The sequence below is a fragment of the Ruegeria sp. O6 genome (assembly GCF_056535045.1).
Genome location: NZ_JBQERM010000017.1, coordinates 16,795 through 33,575, shown reverse-complemented (window position 1 = coordinate 33,575; position 16,781 = coordinate 16,795). Strand labels below are relative to the sequence as shown.

General features: G+C 55.3%; 15 protein-coding genes. 4 read left to right on the top strand and 11 right to left on the bottom strand.

Translation table 11 applies throughout. The annotated features are described in order from the left end of the window. Positions 1-4: 4 nt before the first annotated feature. Together ACR0DY_RS17495 and ACR0DY_RS17490 are read right to left on the bottom strand one after the other, a co-directional pair. Positions 5-889: a CPBP family intramembrane glutamic endopeptidase gene (locus tag ACR0DY_RS17495; protein ID WP_480547031.1), complete on the bottom strand. Its 885-nt coding sequence runs from the start codon at positions 887-889 to the stop codon at positions 5-7. Next, complete coding sequence (locus tag ACR0DY_RS17490) at positions 882-3,989, bottom strand: ABC transporter transmembrane domain-containing protein (protein ID WP_480483697.1); 3,108 nt, start codon at positions 3,987-3,989, stop codon at positions 882-884. Before ACR0DY_RS17490 ends, ACR0DY_RS17495 begins: the two co-directional genes overlap by 8 nt. Positions 3,990-4,239: 250 nt before the next feature. Between ACR0DY_RS17490 and ACR0DY_RS17485 the strand changes: the two genes are divergently transcribed. Next, positions 4,240-5,001 (top strand): DUF6478 family protein, encoded by a 762-nt coding sequence (locus ACR0DY_RS17485; protein ID WP_480483696.1) that lies wholly within the window; start codon positions 4,240-4,242, stop codon positions 4,999-5,001. Between the two features lie 11 nt (positions 5,002-5,012). Next, positions 5,013-5,372 carry a hypothetical protein gene (locus tag ACR0DY_RS17480; protein WP_480487460.1) on the top strand — a complete coding sequence of 120 codons (360 nt, stop codon included), beginning with the start codon at positions 5,013-5,015 and terminating at the stop codon, positions 5,370-5,372. A 137-nt stretch (positions 5,373-5,509) separates the two neighbouring features. Here the strand turns inward: ACR0DY_RS17480 and ACR0DY_RS17475 are convergent, their stop codons facing one another. The 7 genes from ACR0DY_RS17475 to ACR0DY_RS17445 form a co-directional block, all read right to left on the bottom strand. After that, positions 5,510-6,850: a S41 family peptidase gene (locus ACR0DY_RS17475; protein WP_209507125.1), complete on the bottom strand. Its 1,341-nt coding sequence runs from the start codon at positions 6,848-6,850 to the stop codon at positions 5,510-5,512. A 6-nt stretch (positions 6,851-6,856) separates the two neighbouring features. Beyond that, positions 6,857-7,987, bottom strand: coding sequence for a murein hydrolase activator EnvC family protein (locus tag ACR0DY_RS17470; protein WP_480483694.1), 1,131 nt, complete (start codon positions 7,985-7,987; stop codon positions 6,857-6,859). Next, complete coding sequence (gene gpmI, locus ACR0DY_RS17465; RefSeq protein WP_480483693.1) at positions 7,984-9,501, bottom strand: 2,3-bisphosphoglycerate-independent phosphoglycerate mutase; 1,518 nt, start codon at positions 9,499-9,501, stop codon at positions 7,984-7,986. The genes ACR0DY_RS17470 and gpmI overlap by 4 nt, the downstream gene beginning before the upstream one ends. Positions 9,502-9,604: 103 nt before the next feature. Continuing rightward, complete coding sequence (locus tag ACR0DY_RS17460; RefSeq protein ID WP_480487459.1) at positions 9,605-11,275, bottom strand: sulfatase-like hydrolase/transferase; 1,671 nt, start codon at positions 11,273-11,275, stop codon at positions 9,605-9,607. A 73-nt stretch (positions 11,276-11,348) separates the two neighbouring features. Then, the gene (gene nqrM, locus ACR0DY_RS17455; RefSeq protein WP_267366293.1) at positions 11,349-11,585 is read right to left on the bottom strand and encodes a (Na+)-NQR maturation NqrM; all 237 of its coding nucleotides are present in this window, start codon (positions 11,583-11,585) and stop codon (positions 11,349-11,351) included. 14 nt (positions 11,586-11,599) lie between these two features. Beyond that, positions 11,600-12,625, bottom strand: coding sequence for an FAD:protein FMN transferase (locus ACR0DY_RS17450; RefSeq protein ID WP_480483691.1), 1,026 nt, complete (start codon positions 12,623-12,625; stop codon positions 11,600-11,602). A gap of 66 nt (positions 12,626-12,691) precedes the next feature. After that, positions 12,692-12,877, bottom strand: a complete 186-nt coding sequence (locus ACR0DY_RS17445; protein WP_480483690.1) for a hypothetical protein — start codon at positions 12,875-12,877, stop codon at positions 12,692-12,694. A gap of 122 nt (positions 12,878-12,999) precedes the next feature. Between ACR0DY_RS17445 and ACR0DY_RS17440 the strand changes: the two genes are divergently transcribed. Next, positions 13,000-13,524 carry a CBS domain-containing protein gene (locus tag ACR0DY_RS17440; protein WP_480483689.1) on the top strand — a complete coding sequence of 175 codons (525 nt, stop codon included), beginning with the start codon at positions 13,000-13,002 and terminating at the stop codon, positions 13,522-13,524. 2 nt (positions 13,525-13,526) lie between these two features. Here ACR0DY_RS17440 and ACR0DY_RS17435 read toward each other — a convergent pair whose 3' ends face one another. Beyond that, positions 13,527-14,291 carry a metallophosphoesterase family protein gene (locus ACR0DY_RS17435; protein ID WP_480483688.1) on the bottom strand — a complete coding sequence of 255 codons (765 nt, stop codon included), beginning with the start codon at positions 14,289-14,291 and terminating at the stop codon, positions 13,527-13,529. Between the two features lie 184 nt (positions 14,292-14,475). Between ACR0DY_RS17435 and ACR0DY_RS17430 the strand changes: the two genes are divergently transcribed. Then, the gene (locus ACR0DY_RS17430) at positions 14,476-15,489 is read left to right on the top strand and encodes an NAD-dependent epimerase/dehydratase family protein (RefSeq protein WP_480483687.1); all 1,014 of its coding nucleotides are present in this window, start codon (positions 14,476-14,478) and stop codon (positions 15,487-15,489) included. Between the two features lie 56 nt (positions 15,490-15,545). On the opposite strand, the gene nqrF is transcribed toward ACR0DY_RS17430, so the two are convergent. Next, entirely contained in the window at positions 15,546-16,769 is a 1,224-nt protein-coding gene (gene nqrF / locus ACR0DY_RS17425; protein WP_480483686.1) for an NADH:ubiquinone reductase (Na(+)-transporting) subunit F, read from the bottom strand. Positions 16,770-16,781: the final 12 nt, after the last annotated feature.

Genomic DNA, 16,781 nt, shown 5'->3' with positions numbered 1-16,781 from the left:
GCAATCAACGCCTGATCGCAAGCCGCGCCGCCAGCCAGCATACGAACATCACAGCCAAATCCACCACCAGCCAGGGACGAAGCTGTTCGGCGTCAGATGCATCGAACGGAAGCGAGAAAAGCGCCAGCCCGCTCAGGTTGTCCGGCAAGGAAACGAACAATAGTGCGATGATGTTATTGAAGAAATGCAAGGCGATAGCTGGCCCCAATGTCCCTGATCGCGCTGTGAGATCGGATGCAAGCATCCCAAACATTAAGGCCCACAGCACAAACAGAATTGCATTTTCTCCTGCCAGTTCCGGTGTGTAATGGCCAGCAGCAAACACAACAGACGGAACCCCCATCCAAATGACGGGCGATTGAAACCTGGCGGCAAGGGCTTGCTGAATGTACCCTCGAAACAGAACTTCTTCGGCGCTGGTCTGAATCAGGACAACCAATACCGAGACCGGAAGCAACAAGAGCCATGTTAAAAATGGCAGATTCTTTGACAGAGATCCCCCCAAACCGTAGGGCGGTAGCAAGACACCGACAGCGCCCAAGATGAGTAGGGCTTTCAGCACTTTCAGAAATTGGGCCGCAACCAGACCCCGCTTGCCGAAAATTGATCCTAAGGATCGGTGCTGCAGCTGACGTGCGGCCACTGCCACGCCAAGAATGATAAACCCGAAACTGGCCAGCAACAAAAGCAGCGCCAAAGGTGTGCTGCCTTGCAAAAGTTCCTGAGCCCACTTCGCTGAGCCCAACCCCGCGACCACGGTAAAAAACACCAGGTTCAAAACGCTGACCAACACGGCGATCAATGCCAGCCCCAGCAATAGACGCCAGAGTTCGGGTTTGGCGCGGGCTGTTTCGATCAAACGCGCATGAGCTGAATACGCACTAGGCATCCTTACCAATACCTTCCTGCACCGTTTCATCTGTCACGGGTGGAAACATGTCTTCGGCGTTCTGGGCCACGCTGATTCTGTTCGAAAGCGTCGTCAGATACCCTGCAACCGTCTGTAGCAACTGCATAGCGACCGAAGAATCGCTTTCAACAACGGCACGCAGCTCTTCCGCGCCAATACGCAAAAAGCTGCTATCTTCCGTCGCGACCAGATCCAGCTGCCTAAGTTCCCCTGTAATAATAGACAGGTCTCCGATAAGCCGACCGGGTTCTATGATCGAGATTGTACGTTTCGTTTCATCCTCGTTGGACCAATCCAGTTTGGCCTGTCCTGAAATGCACAAATAGGCCGCATCCGGCGCCTGACCGCGGGAAAAGATGACTTGCCCGGCGCTGGCTTCGTACCATTGCGCCGAAAACGCCAGCAGCCTCTGGTTTCTGCCATCCAGGCCTGAAAACAACTGCGTTGCTGACAGGATCTCGAGTTTCCGGCTCAGATCGTCCGACGTGCTGTCCTCATGCGCTGGTCTGCTTCGCGAGACGCCGTCGATCCGTCCATCCTTGATTTCCACAAACAAGTCATAGGCTTCGGGATGTGCAAAATGATCCTCCATGAATATCATGATGGAATCGGGCAGCAGTTCCCGCAGTTTCAGGCGCGTGCGCAACCGGCTTTCCGAGTCGTGGCTGGCTAGGGCTTTGTCCAGGATCAGGATGTCGGGGCGTTTGATGCCTGCGCGCGAAAAAGCGGCACGCTCCTGAAACACAGTTGGAAGGTTGTTGCCGCCCAGCCCGGACGGAAGGTCATAAATAATGGCCGCTGCCCGACGGCGCAGACCGGCTTCGTTCATGGCCTCTGCAACGATGTCTTCGATATCTTCGGCATGGGCACCCGCCATCAACGATATCCGGCCATAGATCGCGTTCTCCATCACGGTCAAGCGCGGCACATAGATGTCAGGCGCCACAGACATGAACAAACCGTCCATGGCACCACGCAACCGTTCAGCCTGGGTCTTGCGGATAGCTAGGATTTTTTCCTTGTATTCCTCTGGGAAATCCGGGCCGATCTGTTCTGCGGTCAGAAGGAAAGGCACTGTCAATAGCAAGGCGCGCTCCTGATCGCTCAGCGCGGCATTCCCTTTGGCTTTGCGCCGGTCCTGGATGTCGAGCAGCCGATGATACATGTCCTTTGACATGCCAAGCCGCAGAAACAGAGGATGGTCGGCCCCGTCCCGCCCAAATGTCTTGCCAAGAGTATCCATGACAGCATTCGATATGCTGATCGCGTCATCTGCCAGATCATGGGTGCTGAGCAATTGCACGAACCGCGCGTCTCCGGCCAGAATGTCTGGAGATATGTCTCGCGACGGTGCCGCGAACAACAGGTTGCCCCCAAGCGGGACGGCCGGGTTAAACTGGTTTGGATCGAACCTATAGACATACCGATCCAATCCTTTTTCTTTCAGCCGTTCTGCAATGGTTTCTCTCAGCCTGACTATTTCCTGTGCCAGTACAGGGTGTATTTCTGGATCAAACTGGGAGCGCAGAGTGCGCCGGAACATGAACTCGTCTATCCCCATAGCTTCCACCAGCTGGAACCACCAGTCACGTATTCCATCAATATCGTCCAGACCGGCAAGCCCCGGATCGATCCACTCATCTTCCAGCGAATCCGGTGGGTTACCCGCCCGAACAGACTCGATCTGACGACGGGACGGGGTTCTTATGGCATCTGCCTCGTGCTGCGGATGTGTGCGCAACGGCATCATGAGGTTATCGCCCAAAGTCCCATCAAACAGATAGGGGCGTGAATAGGCATACCCGATCCGGGCCGCGATAACTGATTGGTGCAATTCGTCCAGCTTGTGGCCAGCTATGACCACATCCCCCTGAACAGGTAGCACCTCGCGGGTCAGCAACTGGCCCAACGCACTACGTTCCGACGCATGGGTGGATTGAATTGCCACACGCGCGCCCTGCGGGATGGTCAGATCAATGTCTTCCAGAATGGTTTTGCCGTCGCCATCGCGAACGGTCACATTGCGCAATTCGATATCACCGGTCAGATGTGGGATGGTTTCCGGCTCTCCGATGAACAGCTCTTCGGGGATCATGTTGTCCGGGGCAAATCTTTCGGTGACCACCTCCCACCGCAGGGACATGTCCTGTACCTGGTTGTAGTAGGTCAGAAGGTCTTTCCAGGGCCCGCTTAGGTCTTTGTACGCGCCCAACGCGGCAACCAGTGCACCTACTGTCACCTCGCCCGTGATCGCCAGGTATCCGCCCACCGAATAAAACAGGAATGGCGTCATCTGAGTGATCAAATTGTTCAGGAACTTCATAAAGAATTTCTTGTTGTAGATCTTGAACCGGATCTCGAACAAGGTCCCCAGCCTGTGACTGAACTGGGCCAGACGATAGCGCCAGCCGCCATTCGTGCGCAGGTCACTGATGCCCGCCGCGCTTTCCCCGATTTCCGAGCTCAGACGCCGAACCTCCTGAATACGATCCTTGTTCAGCAAGTTGATCTGGCGTTGCAGCTTCGGAATTAACCAGGCTTGGAGCGGAATCAGCGCGACGCTTGCCAGACCGAACCAGATGCTTTGCATGAACAGAAAGGTGACGATTGTCATCATCTGGCCAAACTGAAACACCGGTTGCGCGACCGCATCCCCCATAAGGCCGCCCATCGGCTCGGCCTCGGATGTGATCATCGAGACCAGCTCTCCTTGGCTGGTGGTCGCGAAATAGGACTTTGGGAACCGCATCGTGCGTTGAATCAGGGTATAGCGCAGACGGCGCAGCATGCGTTCGGACAAGATGCCTTTCATCGTATTGATGCGCATCTTCATCAACCCACTGGCAACCACAGTAGCCAGAAATGCAAAGCATAATATCATCAGATACTGAACCTGAGACACTGTGATGCCCAAGATTGTCACCGTATCGCCTGGCGCACCGATGGCATCGTTGATGATTTGCTTAGGCAGCTCCAGCGACGCATATAGAAACGGGAAAGACAGGACCGTTAACAGCAGCAGGACAAGTTGCTGTTTTTTTGAATGCTTCCAAATAAAAGAAAATAATGTGGGCTCCATAGCCTGGCCTTATCGATAGCTGAACTGATGTTTGGCTGTTCAGGGGTAACCCATTTTTAGGAAACAGACGGTAAGCATTGACCCGACGTATTGCAAGAATTGACGGGGTCAGGCTCCAAATCCGGCACCTATCTTTTTTACGCTTAGCCACCAACCGGAAAACGTAGCGCTCAAGTAGTGTTTTTGTGATTGCGGGTTTATTCCTACTCATTTCTTTGACTAAAGAAGGACATTGTCGGACGAAGAGACCATGCGCAAGATTCTGGATCGCTATATTCATCGCCGGACGCTCGGCCGCTGGCGCCGGGCCGTGCGGCAGGCGCCAGATTCGGCGCAGGCCGAGTTGCGGGTGAAACGCGATCAGGCGCGCAGTCTGCGTGGACAACTGGATCGCCTGATCCAACTGGCGGATGCGCGCTTGCTCCGCCCGAAAATAGGATCAACTCAGTTTCACCGGCCTGTCGGCACCGACTGGAGCTGGCGACCCGACCTGTGGCGCGCGCCGTTGTTGCAATCCGGCATGGCCTCTGTTCCCCGTAAAACGGTAATGGACGATCAGGTCAGCTTATTTCACGACTGCCCATTGACCGAAATCGCTGTGCGGCAAATCCGCAACCGGGGGGCAAGTGATCTGGCCCCGTTCAGTCTGGAGGTCGAGGTTTTTGGCTTCGAGGGGTCGTTCCTGTCGGTATCTATCGATTTGCCGCGTGAGGTTGCCCGCGACCTGACACGCGAGCATCTGATCCGGTTGGAAACCCTGATTGACTGCGAGAAACCGTCTGGCGTGTTTGCACGTCTCAATGTTCAGCACGGGCCCAACATGGAGCAGGTTTTGCGGCAGCTAGACCCTTCTGACACCGTGAACGCAGTTGATTTCGACCTGGCTCACCTGCCTCTGAATGAACGTCGGATCGAAAAGATCTGGCTGGATCTTATTTTTGAGAAACCGCAGATGAACCGTATGAGTGTGCGAGACCTTACGTTTTGCCGCTTCCATCGCGCGGACTTGTGAGACGATCAAAGATGACACAACCATCCCTGACTTTCATTCGGTTCGAAAACGGTATTTGGCACGGCCATGTTGAGGCCGAACGGCAACCAGAGTTGGAGGTTCGATATCTGGGCAAAGCTCTGGAGGGTGTTGAGCTTTCACCTACAGACAACGGATGGAATCTGTATGTTCCGGTACCCGTCACAGCCCTGTCCGAAGGCGTGCACAGCTTCGTCATAGTCGACGCAGGCAGTGTCGATAAACTTGGGAGTTTCTCCATAATAGCAGGAGAGCCCGCCGCCGATGATCTCAGGGCGGAAGTGGACCTTTTGCGCGCGGAGTTGGATATGCTGAAACGCGCTTTCCGACGGGTAAGCCGCGGAGACGGCTGAAACGCTTGCGAAATCGGATCATCCATTCGGTTATGCGCTCTCTGCGCGACGCCTTCAGATTGCGCTGCTGGATGATGAAATGAAATCTCGCGAGACAGAAAGAAAAGGGCCGCGTGGTACGCGACCCATTGGTTTGGTTATTGGGACGGCCCGTGCGGGGTGAACGCTGACAAGCCTTTGAGGATGTCTATGGCATATGCCAGTTGATAATCCTCTTTCCTCAGCTCAGCGGTTGCTTCGGCCCTTGCACGATCTTCCTCGATCTGGCGGATTTCATCCTCGCTCAGGCTGTCATTGTTCAGACTGCCGCGCAAGTCAGCTTCGGACCGGGTACGCCCGTTGCTCTCTTCCTCTTCTTCTGCAGGTGCAGGGCGAGGCTGTTCAACAATGATGTCCGGGCTGACGCCAAGAGCCTGGATTGATCGTCCTGATGGCGTGTAATAGCGCGATGTGGTCAGGCGCATAGCGCCGTCGCCGCGCAGCGGCATGACCGTCTGCACGGATCCTTTGCCAAAGCTCTTGGTGCCCACAACGATAGCGCGGCGATGATCCTGCAATGCACCGGCCACAATCTCGGATGCCGAGGCCGAGCCGCCATTGATCAGCACCACAATTGGCTTGCCTTCAGCCAGATCCCCGGGGGTGGCGTTGAACCGCTCACCCTCATTCGGGTCGCGGCCGCGCGTGGAAACAATTTCGCCTTCGTTCAGGAACGCATCCGAGACTTTGATCGCCTGAGTCAACAGGCCGCCTGGGTTGTTGCGCAGGTCCAGAACAAAACCGTTCACCTTGTCGATGCCACCCGCTTCGGCAATCTGTTCCTGCAATCCTTCCTGCAGGTTCGGGAAGGTCTGGTCGTTGAACGTGGTTACACGCAGCACGACACTGGTGCCTTCGGTCCGTGCGCGCACAGCGGTCAACTTGATTGTATCACGGATAATAGTGACATCGAAGGGATCAGGCTCACCCTCGCGTACGACGGTGATGATAATTTCGGATCCGACCGGGCCGCGCATCAGGTCAACCGCTTTGTCCAGCGTCAGGCCCAGAATACTTTCGCCGTCCACATGGGTAATGAAATCCCCGGCTTCGATTCCGGCTGCGTCGGCGGGGGTATCGTCAATAGGTGAGACGACTTTGACAAAGCCTTCTTCCTGCGTGACTTCGATACCCAACCCACCAAACTCACCCCGGGTCTGCACGCGCATCTGTTCGGCGTCGTCAGGAGAAAGATAACTCGAATGCGGATCAAGCGATGTCAACATGCCGTCAATGGCCGCCTCGATCAGTTCTTCGGGCTCAACCTCTTCGACATACTGGGCGCGAATACGTTCGAAAATGTCGCCGAACAAATCCAGCTGTTCATAGACGCTTGCCTTGTTCTCGGCCTCCTGCGCCAGCAGGGGTCCTGCGATCTGAGTTGTTGCAAGAATTCCTGCCACAGTTCCAGCCAGACCGGCCACCACAAATTTCTTCATACGCGTTTATCCATCCTTGTCGGTCCGAAACCACGATTCCGGGTCCACGGGGCGATTGTCTTCTCTTACCTCTATATAGAGCGTTTCTGAGCGGTCAGTTCCAGTGCCATCACTGCTTGTTGACAAAATTGCGCCGATTTCCGGCATTTCACCGGGCATCAGACCAACTGGTGTGCCCTCTGGGATCACCTGACCGGTCCGGCCATAGACCTCCTGCAAACCGGAAAATACGAACAAAAGTCCCGATTGAGGTTCAAGTATTATCAGGTTCCCCAGGTCCAGCAGCGGCCCGCGATAGCGAATTGTCGCAGCGGTTGGCGATGTGACCAAGGCGCGCGGGCGTGTCCCCACGATCAGGCCGGGGCGCGTGACACCAGCGGCGTCCGTTTCACCCGCCTTGTGCAGCAAGATGCCCTGTACCGGCATTGATATCCGGCCTTTCCTGTCCAAGACGCTGGCATTGCTGTCGAGGATCTCTCCCTCCGAGATCTCGGACAGACCACTTGCAAAACCATCCAGTGTTTCGGTCGACGAGATCAGAATGGCCGTACGTACCGGGTCTTCCACGAAACGGCGGGGCAAATCCGTGCGGTCGGCGATTGCCTCGCTCAGACGGGTGCGGGCCGCCTGAACGCCCGTCAGACCCTCTGTCAAAGTTTCCGAGGCCTTTTGCTGCAAGACACGCAATGTCTGCACTTCATTTAGGTCCTGCGCCAGTTCCTGCGCGCTGGCGTTCAGGCCGGGGGTGACCTCGGACAGCATAATACCCGCGCGGGCAGCCCCCAACGGGCCGGCGGGATGTAACATCAAAACGGGTGGTTCAGTCGTTTCAATGGTTTGCAGAACACCGAGCAATCGCCGGATTTCCTTTTCGCGCGTCCGCAAGTCGGCACTCAGTTGCGCCTCGCGGGTAGCCGCTTGGCGCAATCCCACCCGCATCGCACCCAACCCGGCCTCATAGGCATGGATCGTCTCCGTAAGAGCATTGACCCGGTCCCGGGCACTTTCGGCTTCGGATAACGCGATGGACGCCTGTTCGAGCATCTGCGCTGCATCCAAAGCAGCCTTGGAAGCGTCTGGCTGGGCCAGCGCCGGCAAGGCCAAAAACAGACACACTGCCAGAGCAGCCGGTTTCATGACAGCAGGCTTTCCCCGGTCATTTCCATGGGTTTAGGCAAACCCATCAGTTCAAGCAGGGTCGGGGCGAGATCGGACAAACGTCCTTGGCGCAATACAGCACCTTCTGGCCCGCCAACCAGCGCTATGGGAACAGGATTAAGCGTATGGGCCGTATGCGGACCACCGGTCACAGGATCAACCATGACTTCGCAATTGCCGTGATCGGCCGTGATAATCATCGCCCCCTTGACCTTTTCAAGAGCCGTAATGACTTGAGCCAACCCATGATCGACGGCTTCACATGCTTTGATTGCGGCATTCAGATCACCTGTATGACCAACCATATCGGGGTTGGCATAATTTGTAACAATCAGGTCATACCCGCCTTCGATGGCTTCGATAAACTTCGCCGTAACCTCTGCGGATGACATTTCGGGCTGTAGATCGTAGGTTGCCACTTTCGGCGAGCTCGGCATAAAGCGGTCCTCACCTCGTTCGGGCGTCTCCTTACCGCCATTCAAAAAGAACGTAACATGCGGGTACTTCTCGGTTTCCGCCAGTCGAAACTGACGGAGCCCTTGCTTGGCGACCCACTCGCCCAACGTATTTACAAGCGCGCGCTTTGGAAAAACCGTGGTCATGTAAGCATTATGCCCGTCAGAGTACTCGACCATGCCCAGCAGTGCTGAAAGCTTCGGGCGCGGTCCTGTCGCGAACTCGGAAAATCCGGGCTCTCCGATGGCGCGCAGGATTTCACGTGCACGGTCAGCGCGGAAGTTCAGGCAAAAGAAACCGTCGCCATCGTGAATACCGTCATATCCCGTCAATACGGTTGGTGTGACAAACTCGTCAGATTCGGACTGGTTATAGGCGTGATCAACCGCGCCATGGGCGCTGCTGGCTGTTCGGCCCTGCCCGTTGACCATTGCACCATATGCTTCACTGACACGCTCCCAGCGATTGTCGCGATCCATGGCAAAGTACCGCCCGCTCACGGTGACGATGCGTACGTTTTCGGGCAGGCGTTCTTCCAGCTCAGCGATGTAAGTCAGAGCTGACCTTGGCGCGACATCACGCCCGTCCGTCACTGCGTGCAGTGCAACCGGGACACCGGCATCCGTTATGGCAGTGGCTGCGGCAAGGATATGGTTCAGATGACCATGCACGCCTCCATCCGAGATCAACCCCATCAGATGCGCAGTACCGCCAACGGACTTAACACTGGCGATGAAAGCTTGCAGAGCTTCGTTTTCAAAGAATGTCCCGTCTTCAATGGAAAGGTCGATCTGGCCCAGATCCATGGCGACCACACGCCCTGCACCGATATTGGTGTGCCCGACCTCTGAGTTGCCCATCTGCCCGCTAGGCAGACCCACATCGGGGCCGTGGGTGATCAGGGTTGAATGCGGGCACTCAGACATGATCGCGTCAAACGTCGGCGTGTTTGCCAGATAGGGTGCGTTGGCTTTTGTGTCCTCGGACAGGCCCCAACCATCAAGAATGCACAGGACTACAGGTTTGGGGGTGGCCATTGATGTACTCCATTTGCTGCTCTTGGGTCACCTTCTATCCTTTGGACTTCGACGGGTGAACCGCCTTTTGCAATGATGTACAATTATAACCAACACAGAGGTGTTAGTCCTTCAGATAGCTTTGGAAAGGGCGCACCTTGCGATTGCGGTATTTGACTGTCAGATCCAGTGGTGCATCGTTTTCATCATAAACGCCCAGAACAACACCCCTGCCCCGGCTTTTGGTGCGCATTTCAATCAATTGCTGCTCGGACCGGGTCGTGCGCTGTGACGCCCGCCGCGTCCAGGCGAACAGGTGCTCGTACATTTCGGCGATTACACCGGCATGTTCGGCGCTGTCACCCAGATCGTTCAACTCATCAGGGTCATTCTCCAAATCGAACAGGATTGGCCGGTACCCACCTTCACAATGGATCAGTTTCCATTTCTTGCTTGCGACCATGAACATCACCGCATCGCGGACGGACATGTCCAAAACATTTGCGATTGGCGAAGCCGAGTAGTCATATTCGCAGATCACCACATCGCGTTGCAACGTGTCCACCTCCCCATAAAGGATGGGCAGCAGGGAGTGACCTTCCAGAATATGCGTCGCCACTTCCCCACCAGCCGCATCGACAAAGGTCGGTGCAAGGTCGATGGATTCTACAAGCGCATCGCTGACTGTGCCACGTGTCGCGTCCGCCTCGGGCGACGGGTCATAAATGATCAACGGCACTCTGGTTGAGGCGTCGTGGAAAAAGGTCTTTTCCCCCATCCAGTGATCGCCCAGAAAATCACCGTGGTCTGATGTCAACACGATCATCGTGTTTTCCATCCGCCCGGCTCTCTCCAACCAATCCAACAGGCGGCCCATCTGGTCATCGGCTTGCTTGATCAGCCCCATATAGGCTGGGATAACCGCCTCACGCACATCCTGCCGCGAAAAGGTCTGGCCGATCTTTGTGTCCATGAAGGCTTTGAGCACGGGATGCGCATTCTGACGTTCCGCCTCGGATCGCACCACAGGCAACACATGTTCCGGCCCATACATCGAGGCGTATGGGTCCGGTACGATGTACGGCCAATGCGGCTTGATAAAGCTCAGATGGCAGCACCACGGGCCATCATGCGTTTCCATGAACTCGATCCCGCGCCCGGTCAGATAGGGCGTTTCGCTGTCTTCCTCGGCAATATTCGCGGCTTCGGGTGAATTCTTCAGAAACCAGCCAGACAGAACGTTGCCATCCGCATCCAGTCCGGAATTGGCAAAGTCATGCCAGGGATTGTCACTCTCATACCCCTTTGCTTTCAGGAACTTGTTGTATTCCTTTGCCCCGTCCGGGTCATAATACCCATCCGGACCTTCGGGCAGCATACCGTCATCCCTTTCATATACGTCAAACCCACATTCGGCGACGCGCGCACCTATCAAGCTGTCAGGTTCCAGACCAAGCCGGGCCATCCCTTCGGCGTCTGCACGCATATGGGTTTTGCCGACCAGCCAGCAATCCATCCCCGCCTTCCGCAGGTGATCACCCATCGTTATCTCGCCGACTTTCAACGGAATTCCGTTCCACGACGCGCCGTGAGAATGCACATAGCGCCCTGTGTAGGTGGACATGCGAGAGCTGCCGCAGATCGGTGATTGGATATAGGCGCGGTTGAAGCGCACGCCTTTGGCAGCCAGACGATCGATATTTGGAGTATGCAGATGTGGATGGCCGTAACAGCTCAGATAATCCCAGCGCAGCTGGTCGAACATGATGAACAGGATGTTGTTTGCCTTGGCCAAGTTGACGCCCTTCCCCAAAAGTCACGAGGGCCTAGTTAGCCCCTTCTATCCGCAGAACGAAGCAAAACCTGCGTCAGGCCTGACGGTCCATTTGTTCCAGCATCTTCTTGGCGCGTTTACATTGCAGCTTGTCGCGCAGTGGGCTGTCGGGGTCGATGTCTTTTTGGCAGACAACGCATTTGTCAGCGCCCGAGATCGCGTTTAGACCACCGCAGCTGCCTTTGATGGTCTTTCCCATCAGCATGACACCCAATGACATGCCCACCATGACGAGAGCGAGAAGAATGAAGGCCAGAATAAAGGTACTCATCTCAGCTCCAACAGTCAGTTCGATCCCAGCGCGTCTTTGAACCCCGCACTATGGGCAGTGATATAGGCATCTTCGCCGCCTGTCACATCCCGCGAGATGAAATACACGGCAAGTTTATGTTTCTCCGCCAAAGCAAGACCTTTTTCCTGACCCAAGGCCAGCATGGCTGTTGCCCAGGCATCGGCCATCATCGCGTTTTCGGCCAGCACGGTGACCGAAGTGGTGCGGTGCGTGATCGGGCGGCCTGTTGTCGGATCGATGATATGCGAATAGCGCACACCATCTTTTTCAAAGAAGTTCCTGTAATCGCCCGAGCTGGCCATACCCCTGTCATCCAGAGAAACGATCAACTGGATAGTTTGCGAACCCGTTTCAGGTTTTTCGATGCCAATGAGCCACGCTTCGCCCTTGTCATTCTTACCCTTGGTCACAAGATCGCCGCCGATTTCAACCAGATAGTTTTCGATGCCAGCGGCCTGCAAGGTTTCCGCAACAGCGTCAATTCCATAACCTTTTGCAATCGCCGAAAGGTTAATGCCCACACTGGCGTTTGACTTGGCAAGCGTGCCAGCATCTGTATCGAGCTTCAGCAGGCGGCCCTGACCTACACCGCTCAGCGCGGTGTTGATATCGGCATCCGATGGCACCGGGTCCTCGGGTTTGCGTGGGCCAAAACCCCAAAGTTCGATCAAAGGGCCGAGGGTTACGTCGAAAATGCCACCGGATTTTGCGTGCACTTCGTTCGCCGCCGAAAGAACCAGCGCAAATTCGTCGGAAATAGGCATTGGATCTGTGCTGGACGACGCGGAAAAAACGGAAACCTCGGAGTTCGGATCCCAGTTGGACATCTTGGCATTCACGGCTGCCAGCTTTTCACTGACAGCAGAAGCCAGTGCGTCTTCGTCAAGGTCTTCGCCAATTGCGGTGATTTTGTAGGTCGTGCCCATTGTCTCACCAGACAGACGGACCACTTCGGGTTCCTTGTCAAAAAGACAGCCTGAAAGAAGGGTGAAAAAGGCCAGCACGGGTAAAAGACGCATTGGGCTATCTCCGGGACATTCTGTGCCCGGCATATGCCAGCGGTCCCAGCCAGAGTCAAATTGGCATTACAGTTTCAGCGGAAGGAAACCCAACAGCAAAAGACCAGTTCCGGCCGGAATACCAAACAACCACGCGCGTTTGCGCCACCCGGGCTGCTGTTGCTTCCACGCCATGCGAAAGTTGTGACCGCACACGACAGCCGCAAAGAAGATCAGCGCGGCAACCGGGGGCGTAAGATAGAGTTCATTCAAAGGCTTAAGCTCCCTTTGCTGACCTGCGTTCGGCCAACTCGTGCAATTGTACCCTATACAGGTCGTTTAGCTGCGCTAAGGTGAAAGGGAAAGACTTTGCAAGAACCAAAAGGAGATTGCCCATGGCTCCAACCTCTTACCAGTCGCCGTCGCGCGGTGACAAGGCTGACAAGACAACCTACAGCCAATCAGCGGAATCAAACCTGTCGCATTCGCAGACGACCGTGGCCAAGTTGCTTGAGGGTAAAGGGGATGCGGTGTTTTCGGTGCGGCCTAATGATACCATCCATTCGGTGGTGAACACGCTCAAGGAAAAGCGGATTGGCGCTGTTCTGGTGACAGATCAGAACGGGGCATTGCAAGGGATCTTGTCGGAACGCGACATCGTGCGTCGCATGGCCGATACGCCCGGACAGACCCTGCCACAGTCGGTCGAAGACCTGATGACCAGGGATGTAAAGGCCTGTACGCCCGAGGATACGCTGAATGACGTGCTGAAAACCATGACCGAAGGGCGTTTCCGCCATATGCCGGTTCTGCGTGATGGCAATTTGTGCGGTGTCATCACTATCGGTGACGTGGTGCATTTCCGTCTGAGGGAATTGGAGTATGAAGCGCTTCGCATGAAGCAGATGATCGTAGGATAGTTTCAACCGGTTGAAAAAAACCTGACACTGCCGCCGTTTATTTCAGCGGCAGTTAATCTGCCTGAGGCAAAGGCACCTGTATCGATCGACACAACCCGGTTTCTAATCTGGGGGTGGCTTACAATAGTATGACCGTGAACAACCCATTGCGCGTCGCTGCGTGCAAGCCGTGGAAACATCGGATGACCCCAAAGACAGATCTGGCGATCCTGGGATTGAATGGATTGCCGCGGATCAAGTGCCGCGTGGACAAAGGTGACGTTGCCGCTGGTCCAGGTCAGCGGCAGATTTTCAAGCCAGTCCAGCAAGCTGTCGCCCATCTTGTGCCGCAGACGCTCTGCCAGTTCAGGCAGATGCTTGCCACTGTCCAACTCGTCGGGACATTCGAGACCGAAAGATGCCAAAGTTTCCGCTCCGCCGTTATGAAACCAAAGCCTGGCGTATCGTTCCGGGTCGTTTACAAACTGCAGCAGCATCTCTTCGTGATTGCCAAGCAGGCATTGAACCCGCCCGTCTGACGCCTCACTCAGGTGATGCAAATGCCGCAGTACCTGCGCGCTGTATGCCCCCCGATCGATGTAATCGCCCAGAAAGACCAGCGGGCTTTGATCGTCGAGTCGTGGCAAAACCGCCTGAAGCAAATCAAGACGGCCGTGAATATCACCGACAGCTGTCACCTTTTCCGCGGGTGCCACGTCGCATAGCATCGCATTGGTGCTTTCCTTCGCCGCGGATTGGAACCGCCGTCTGATCCAGTCTTTTATCATGGCATTTGATCCCTACCTGCCCTGCGTAGTGGTCGCAATCAACAACTGTTTGAGTAGGCAAAGTGTTGACCACGAGCCTTAGATTGTCCGATATGGCCCGCAGGATGTTCGCAAGCAGTTGATCTGATGATAGGATCAACGCCTTTCGATCAGCGATGAATTTGCAGTGAGTTCTGAGGGTTTTATGAAACGAGTTTTGATTACAGGTTCTGCCGGGTTCATCGGATTCCATCTGGCCAAATTGCTTCTGGCAGAAGGGTTTCAGGTACATGGCTATGACGGGATTACCGACTATTATGATGTGACCCTGAAACAGCGTCGACATCAGATACTGCTTCAAACCCCGGGATTTACGGCAACTGAAGACCGTTTGGAAAACTTTGACCGTCTTGTGCAGGTCGCTGAGGAGTTTCAGCCCGATGTCATCGTCCATCTGGCCGCGCAGGCAGGCGTGCGGCACAGCCTTGAATATCCTCGCAGCTATATCGAGTCGAACGTTGTGGGCACGTTCAATGTGATGGAAATCGCGCGTCAGCACAAAGTGGAACACCTTTTGATGGCGTCGACCTCATCAATCTACGGTGCAAACGAGGACATGCCGTTCATCGAAACAGAAAAAGCCGACACCCAACTGACGATCTACTCCGCCACCAAAAAGGCGAATGAGGCGATGGGGCATTCCTATGCCCATCTGTGGGATTTGCCGACCACCATGTTTCGGTTTTTTACCGTTTACGGCACTTGGGGGCGCCCCGATCTGGCCTATTTCAAATTCGTCGCTGCGATACTGGATGGCAGACCAATCGACATCTACAATCATGGCGACATGTATCGCGACTTCACGCATGTAGAAGACCTTGTGCGTGGGATCAGGTTGCTGATCGATGTTCCGCCGGTCCGCCCGACCAGCCGCGCGGATATCGAAGATGGTGACAGCTTGTCGCCCGTTGCACCGTACCGCATCGTCAACATTGGCAACGGAGACAAGGTGCGTCTGATGGATTTCATAGAAGCCATCGAAAAGGCTGTTGGCCAGAAAGCGGTCAAAAACTTCATGCCAATGCAGATGGGCGATGTTCATGCCACCTGGGCTGACAATCGGCTGCTGCAGCGGCTGACGAATTATCGCCCGCATACCGACCTGAAGGACGGTATCGCGCAGTTCGTCGCCTGGTATCGGGACTACTACGGAAAATAGGTCGATCTGGCGCCGGAATGAAAAAAAACCGGCGCACACAGCGCCGGTTACTTTAGTTACCCGCCAAAATCGTCGAGCATGATGTCTTCGCGATCCACGCCCAGATCCAGCAGCATGTTGATAACCGACTGGTTCATGATTGGCGGCCCACACATGTAGTATTCACAATCCTCGGGTGCCGGGTGGTTCTTGAGGTATTCGTCGAACAGAACGTTGTGGATGAAGCCGGTATAGCCTTTCCACTCATCCTCGGGCTGGGCATCCGACAGAGCGACATGCCATTCAAAATTGTCGAACTCTTCCGCCAGTTGGTCGAAATCCTCGACAAAGAACATCTCTTTCTTGGACCGCGCACCGTACCAGAAACTGATCTTGCGGTCGCGGTTCTCAAGGCGTTTGAGCTGGTCAAAGATGTGGCTGCGCATCGGTGCCATACCGGCGCCACCACCGATGAAGACCATTTCCTTCTTGGTTTCACGTGCGAAAAACTCGCCAAATGGACCCGAGATTGTGACTTTGTCGCCCGGCTTCAGGTTAAAGATGTAGGACGACATCTGTCCCGCCGGAATTCCTTCTGAGCCCGGAGGCGGTGAAGCAACCCGGACGTTAAGCATGATCATGCCCTTTTCATCCGGATAGTTGGCCATCGAATAGGCGCGCTCGATAGGTTCGTTCACAACCGACTCGTATTGCCACAGATTGAAGCGATCCCAATCCTCGCGATATTCTTCCTGCACGTCGAAATCAGTGTATTTCAACTGATGAGCAGGCGCTTCGATCTGGATGTAGCCACCGGCGCGGAAATTCACGTCCTCACCTTCGGGCAGGTCTAGGGTAAGGGCCTTGATAAAGGTCGCGACATTCTCGTTCGAGCGAACGGTGCATTCCCATTTCTTGACGCCGAAGACCTCTTCTGGAACTTCGATTTCCATGTCCTGCTTGACCGCCACCTGACAGGACAGACGGTCGCCACAGGAGGCTTCGCGCTTTGTGATATGGCTTTCTTCGGTCGGCAGGATCGAACCGCCACCCGAATGCACTTTCACGCGGCACTGGGCACAGGTACCACCACCACCGCAGGCTGACGGAACAAACAGTTTTTCGGCCGCCAATGTTTGCAGCAGTTTGCCACCAGCCGGAACCGAGATAGTCTTTTCACCGTTGATGGTGATGTTGACGTTGCCGGTCGACACCAGCTTGGAACGTGCAGCCATAATGATGGCCACCAGCGCCAGAACGATCAGGGTGAACAGGACAACGCCGAGCGAAAAGGTTTCCATTCTCACGCCCCC

What these genes read in the sequence shown, in the direction of transcription:
- ACR0DY_RS17495 (WP_480547031.1), bottom strand. Translation starts at nt 889, where the DNA reads ATGCCTAGTGCGTATTCAGCTCATGCGCGTTTGATCGAAACAGCCCGC.
- ACR0DY_RS17490 (WP_480483697.1), bottom strand. Translation starts at nt 3,989, where the DNA reads ATGGAGCCCACATTATTTTCTTTTATTTGGAAGCATTCAAAAAAACAG.
- ACR0DY_RS17485 (WP_480483696.1), top strand. Translation starts at nt 4,240, where the DNA reads ATGCGCAAGATTCTGGATCGCTATATTCATCGCCGGACGCTCGGCCGC.
- ACR0DY_RS17480 (WP_480487460.1), top strand. Translation starts at nt 5,013, where the DNA reads ATGACACAACCATCCCTGACTTTCATTCGGTTCGAAAACGGTATTTGG.
- ACR0DY_RS17475 (WP_209507125.1), bottom strand. Translation starts at nt 6,850, where the DNA reads ATGAAGAAATTTGTGGTGGCCGGTCTGGCTGGAACTGTGGCAGGAATT.
- ACR0DY_RS17470 (WP_480483694.1), bottom strand. Translation starts at nt 7,987, where the DNA reads ATGAAACCGGCTGCTCTGGCAGTGTGTCTGTTTTTGGCCTTGCCGGCG.
- gpmI (WP_480483693.1), bottom strand. Translation starts at nt 9,501, where the DNA reads ATGGCCACCCCCAAACCTGTAGTCCTGTGCATTCTTGATGGTTGGGGC.
- nqrM (WP_267366293.1), bottom strand. Translation starts at nt 11,585, where the DNA reads ATGAGTACCTTTATTCTGGCCTTCATTCTTCTCGCTCTCGTCATGGTG.
- ACR0DY_RS17450 (WP_480483691.1), bottom strand. Translation starts at nt 12,625, where the DNA reads ATGCGTCTTTTACCCGTGCTGGCCTTTTTCACCCTTCTTTCAGGCTGT.
- ACR0DY_RS17440 (WP_480483689.1), top strand. Translation starts at nt 13,000, where the DNA reads ATGGCTCCAACCTCTTACCAGTCGCCGTCGCGCGGTGACAAGGCTGAC.
- ACR0DY_RS17435 (WP_480483688.1), bottom strand. Translation starts at nt 14,291, where the DNA reads ATGATAAAAGACTGGATCAGACGGCGGTTCCAATCCGCGGCGAAGGAA.
- ACR0DY_RS17430 (WP_480483687.1), top strand. Translation starts at nt 14,476, where the DNA reads ATGAAACGAGTTTTGATTACAGGTTCTGCCGGGTTCATCGGATTCCAT.
- nqrF (WP_480483686.1), bottom strand. Translation starts at nt 16,769, where the DNA reads ATGGAAACCTTTTCGCTCGGCGTTGTCCTGTTCACCCTGATCGTTCTG.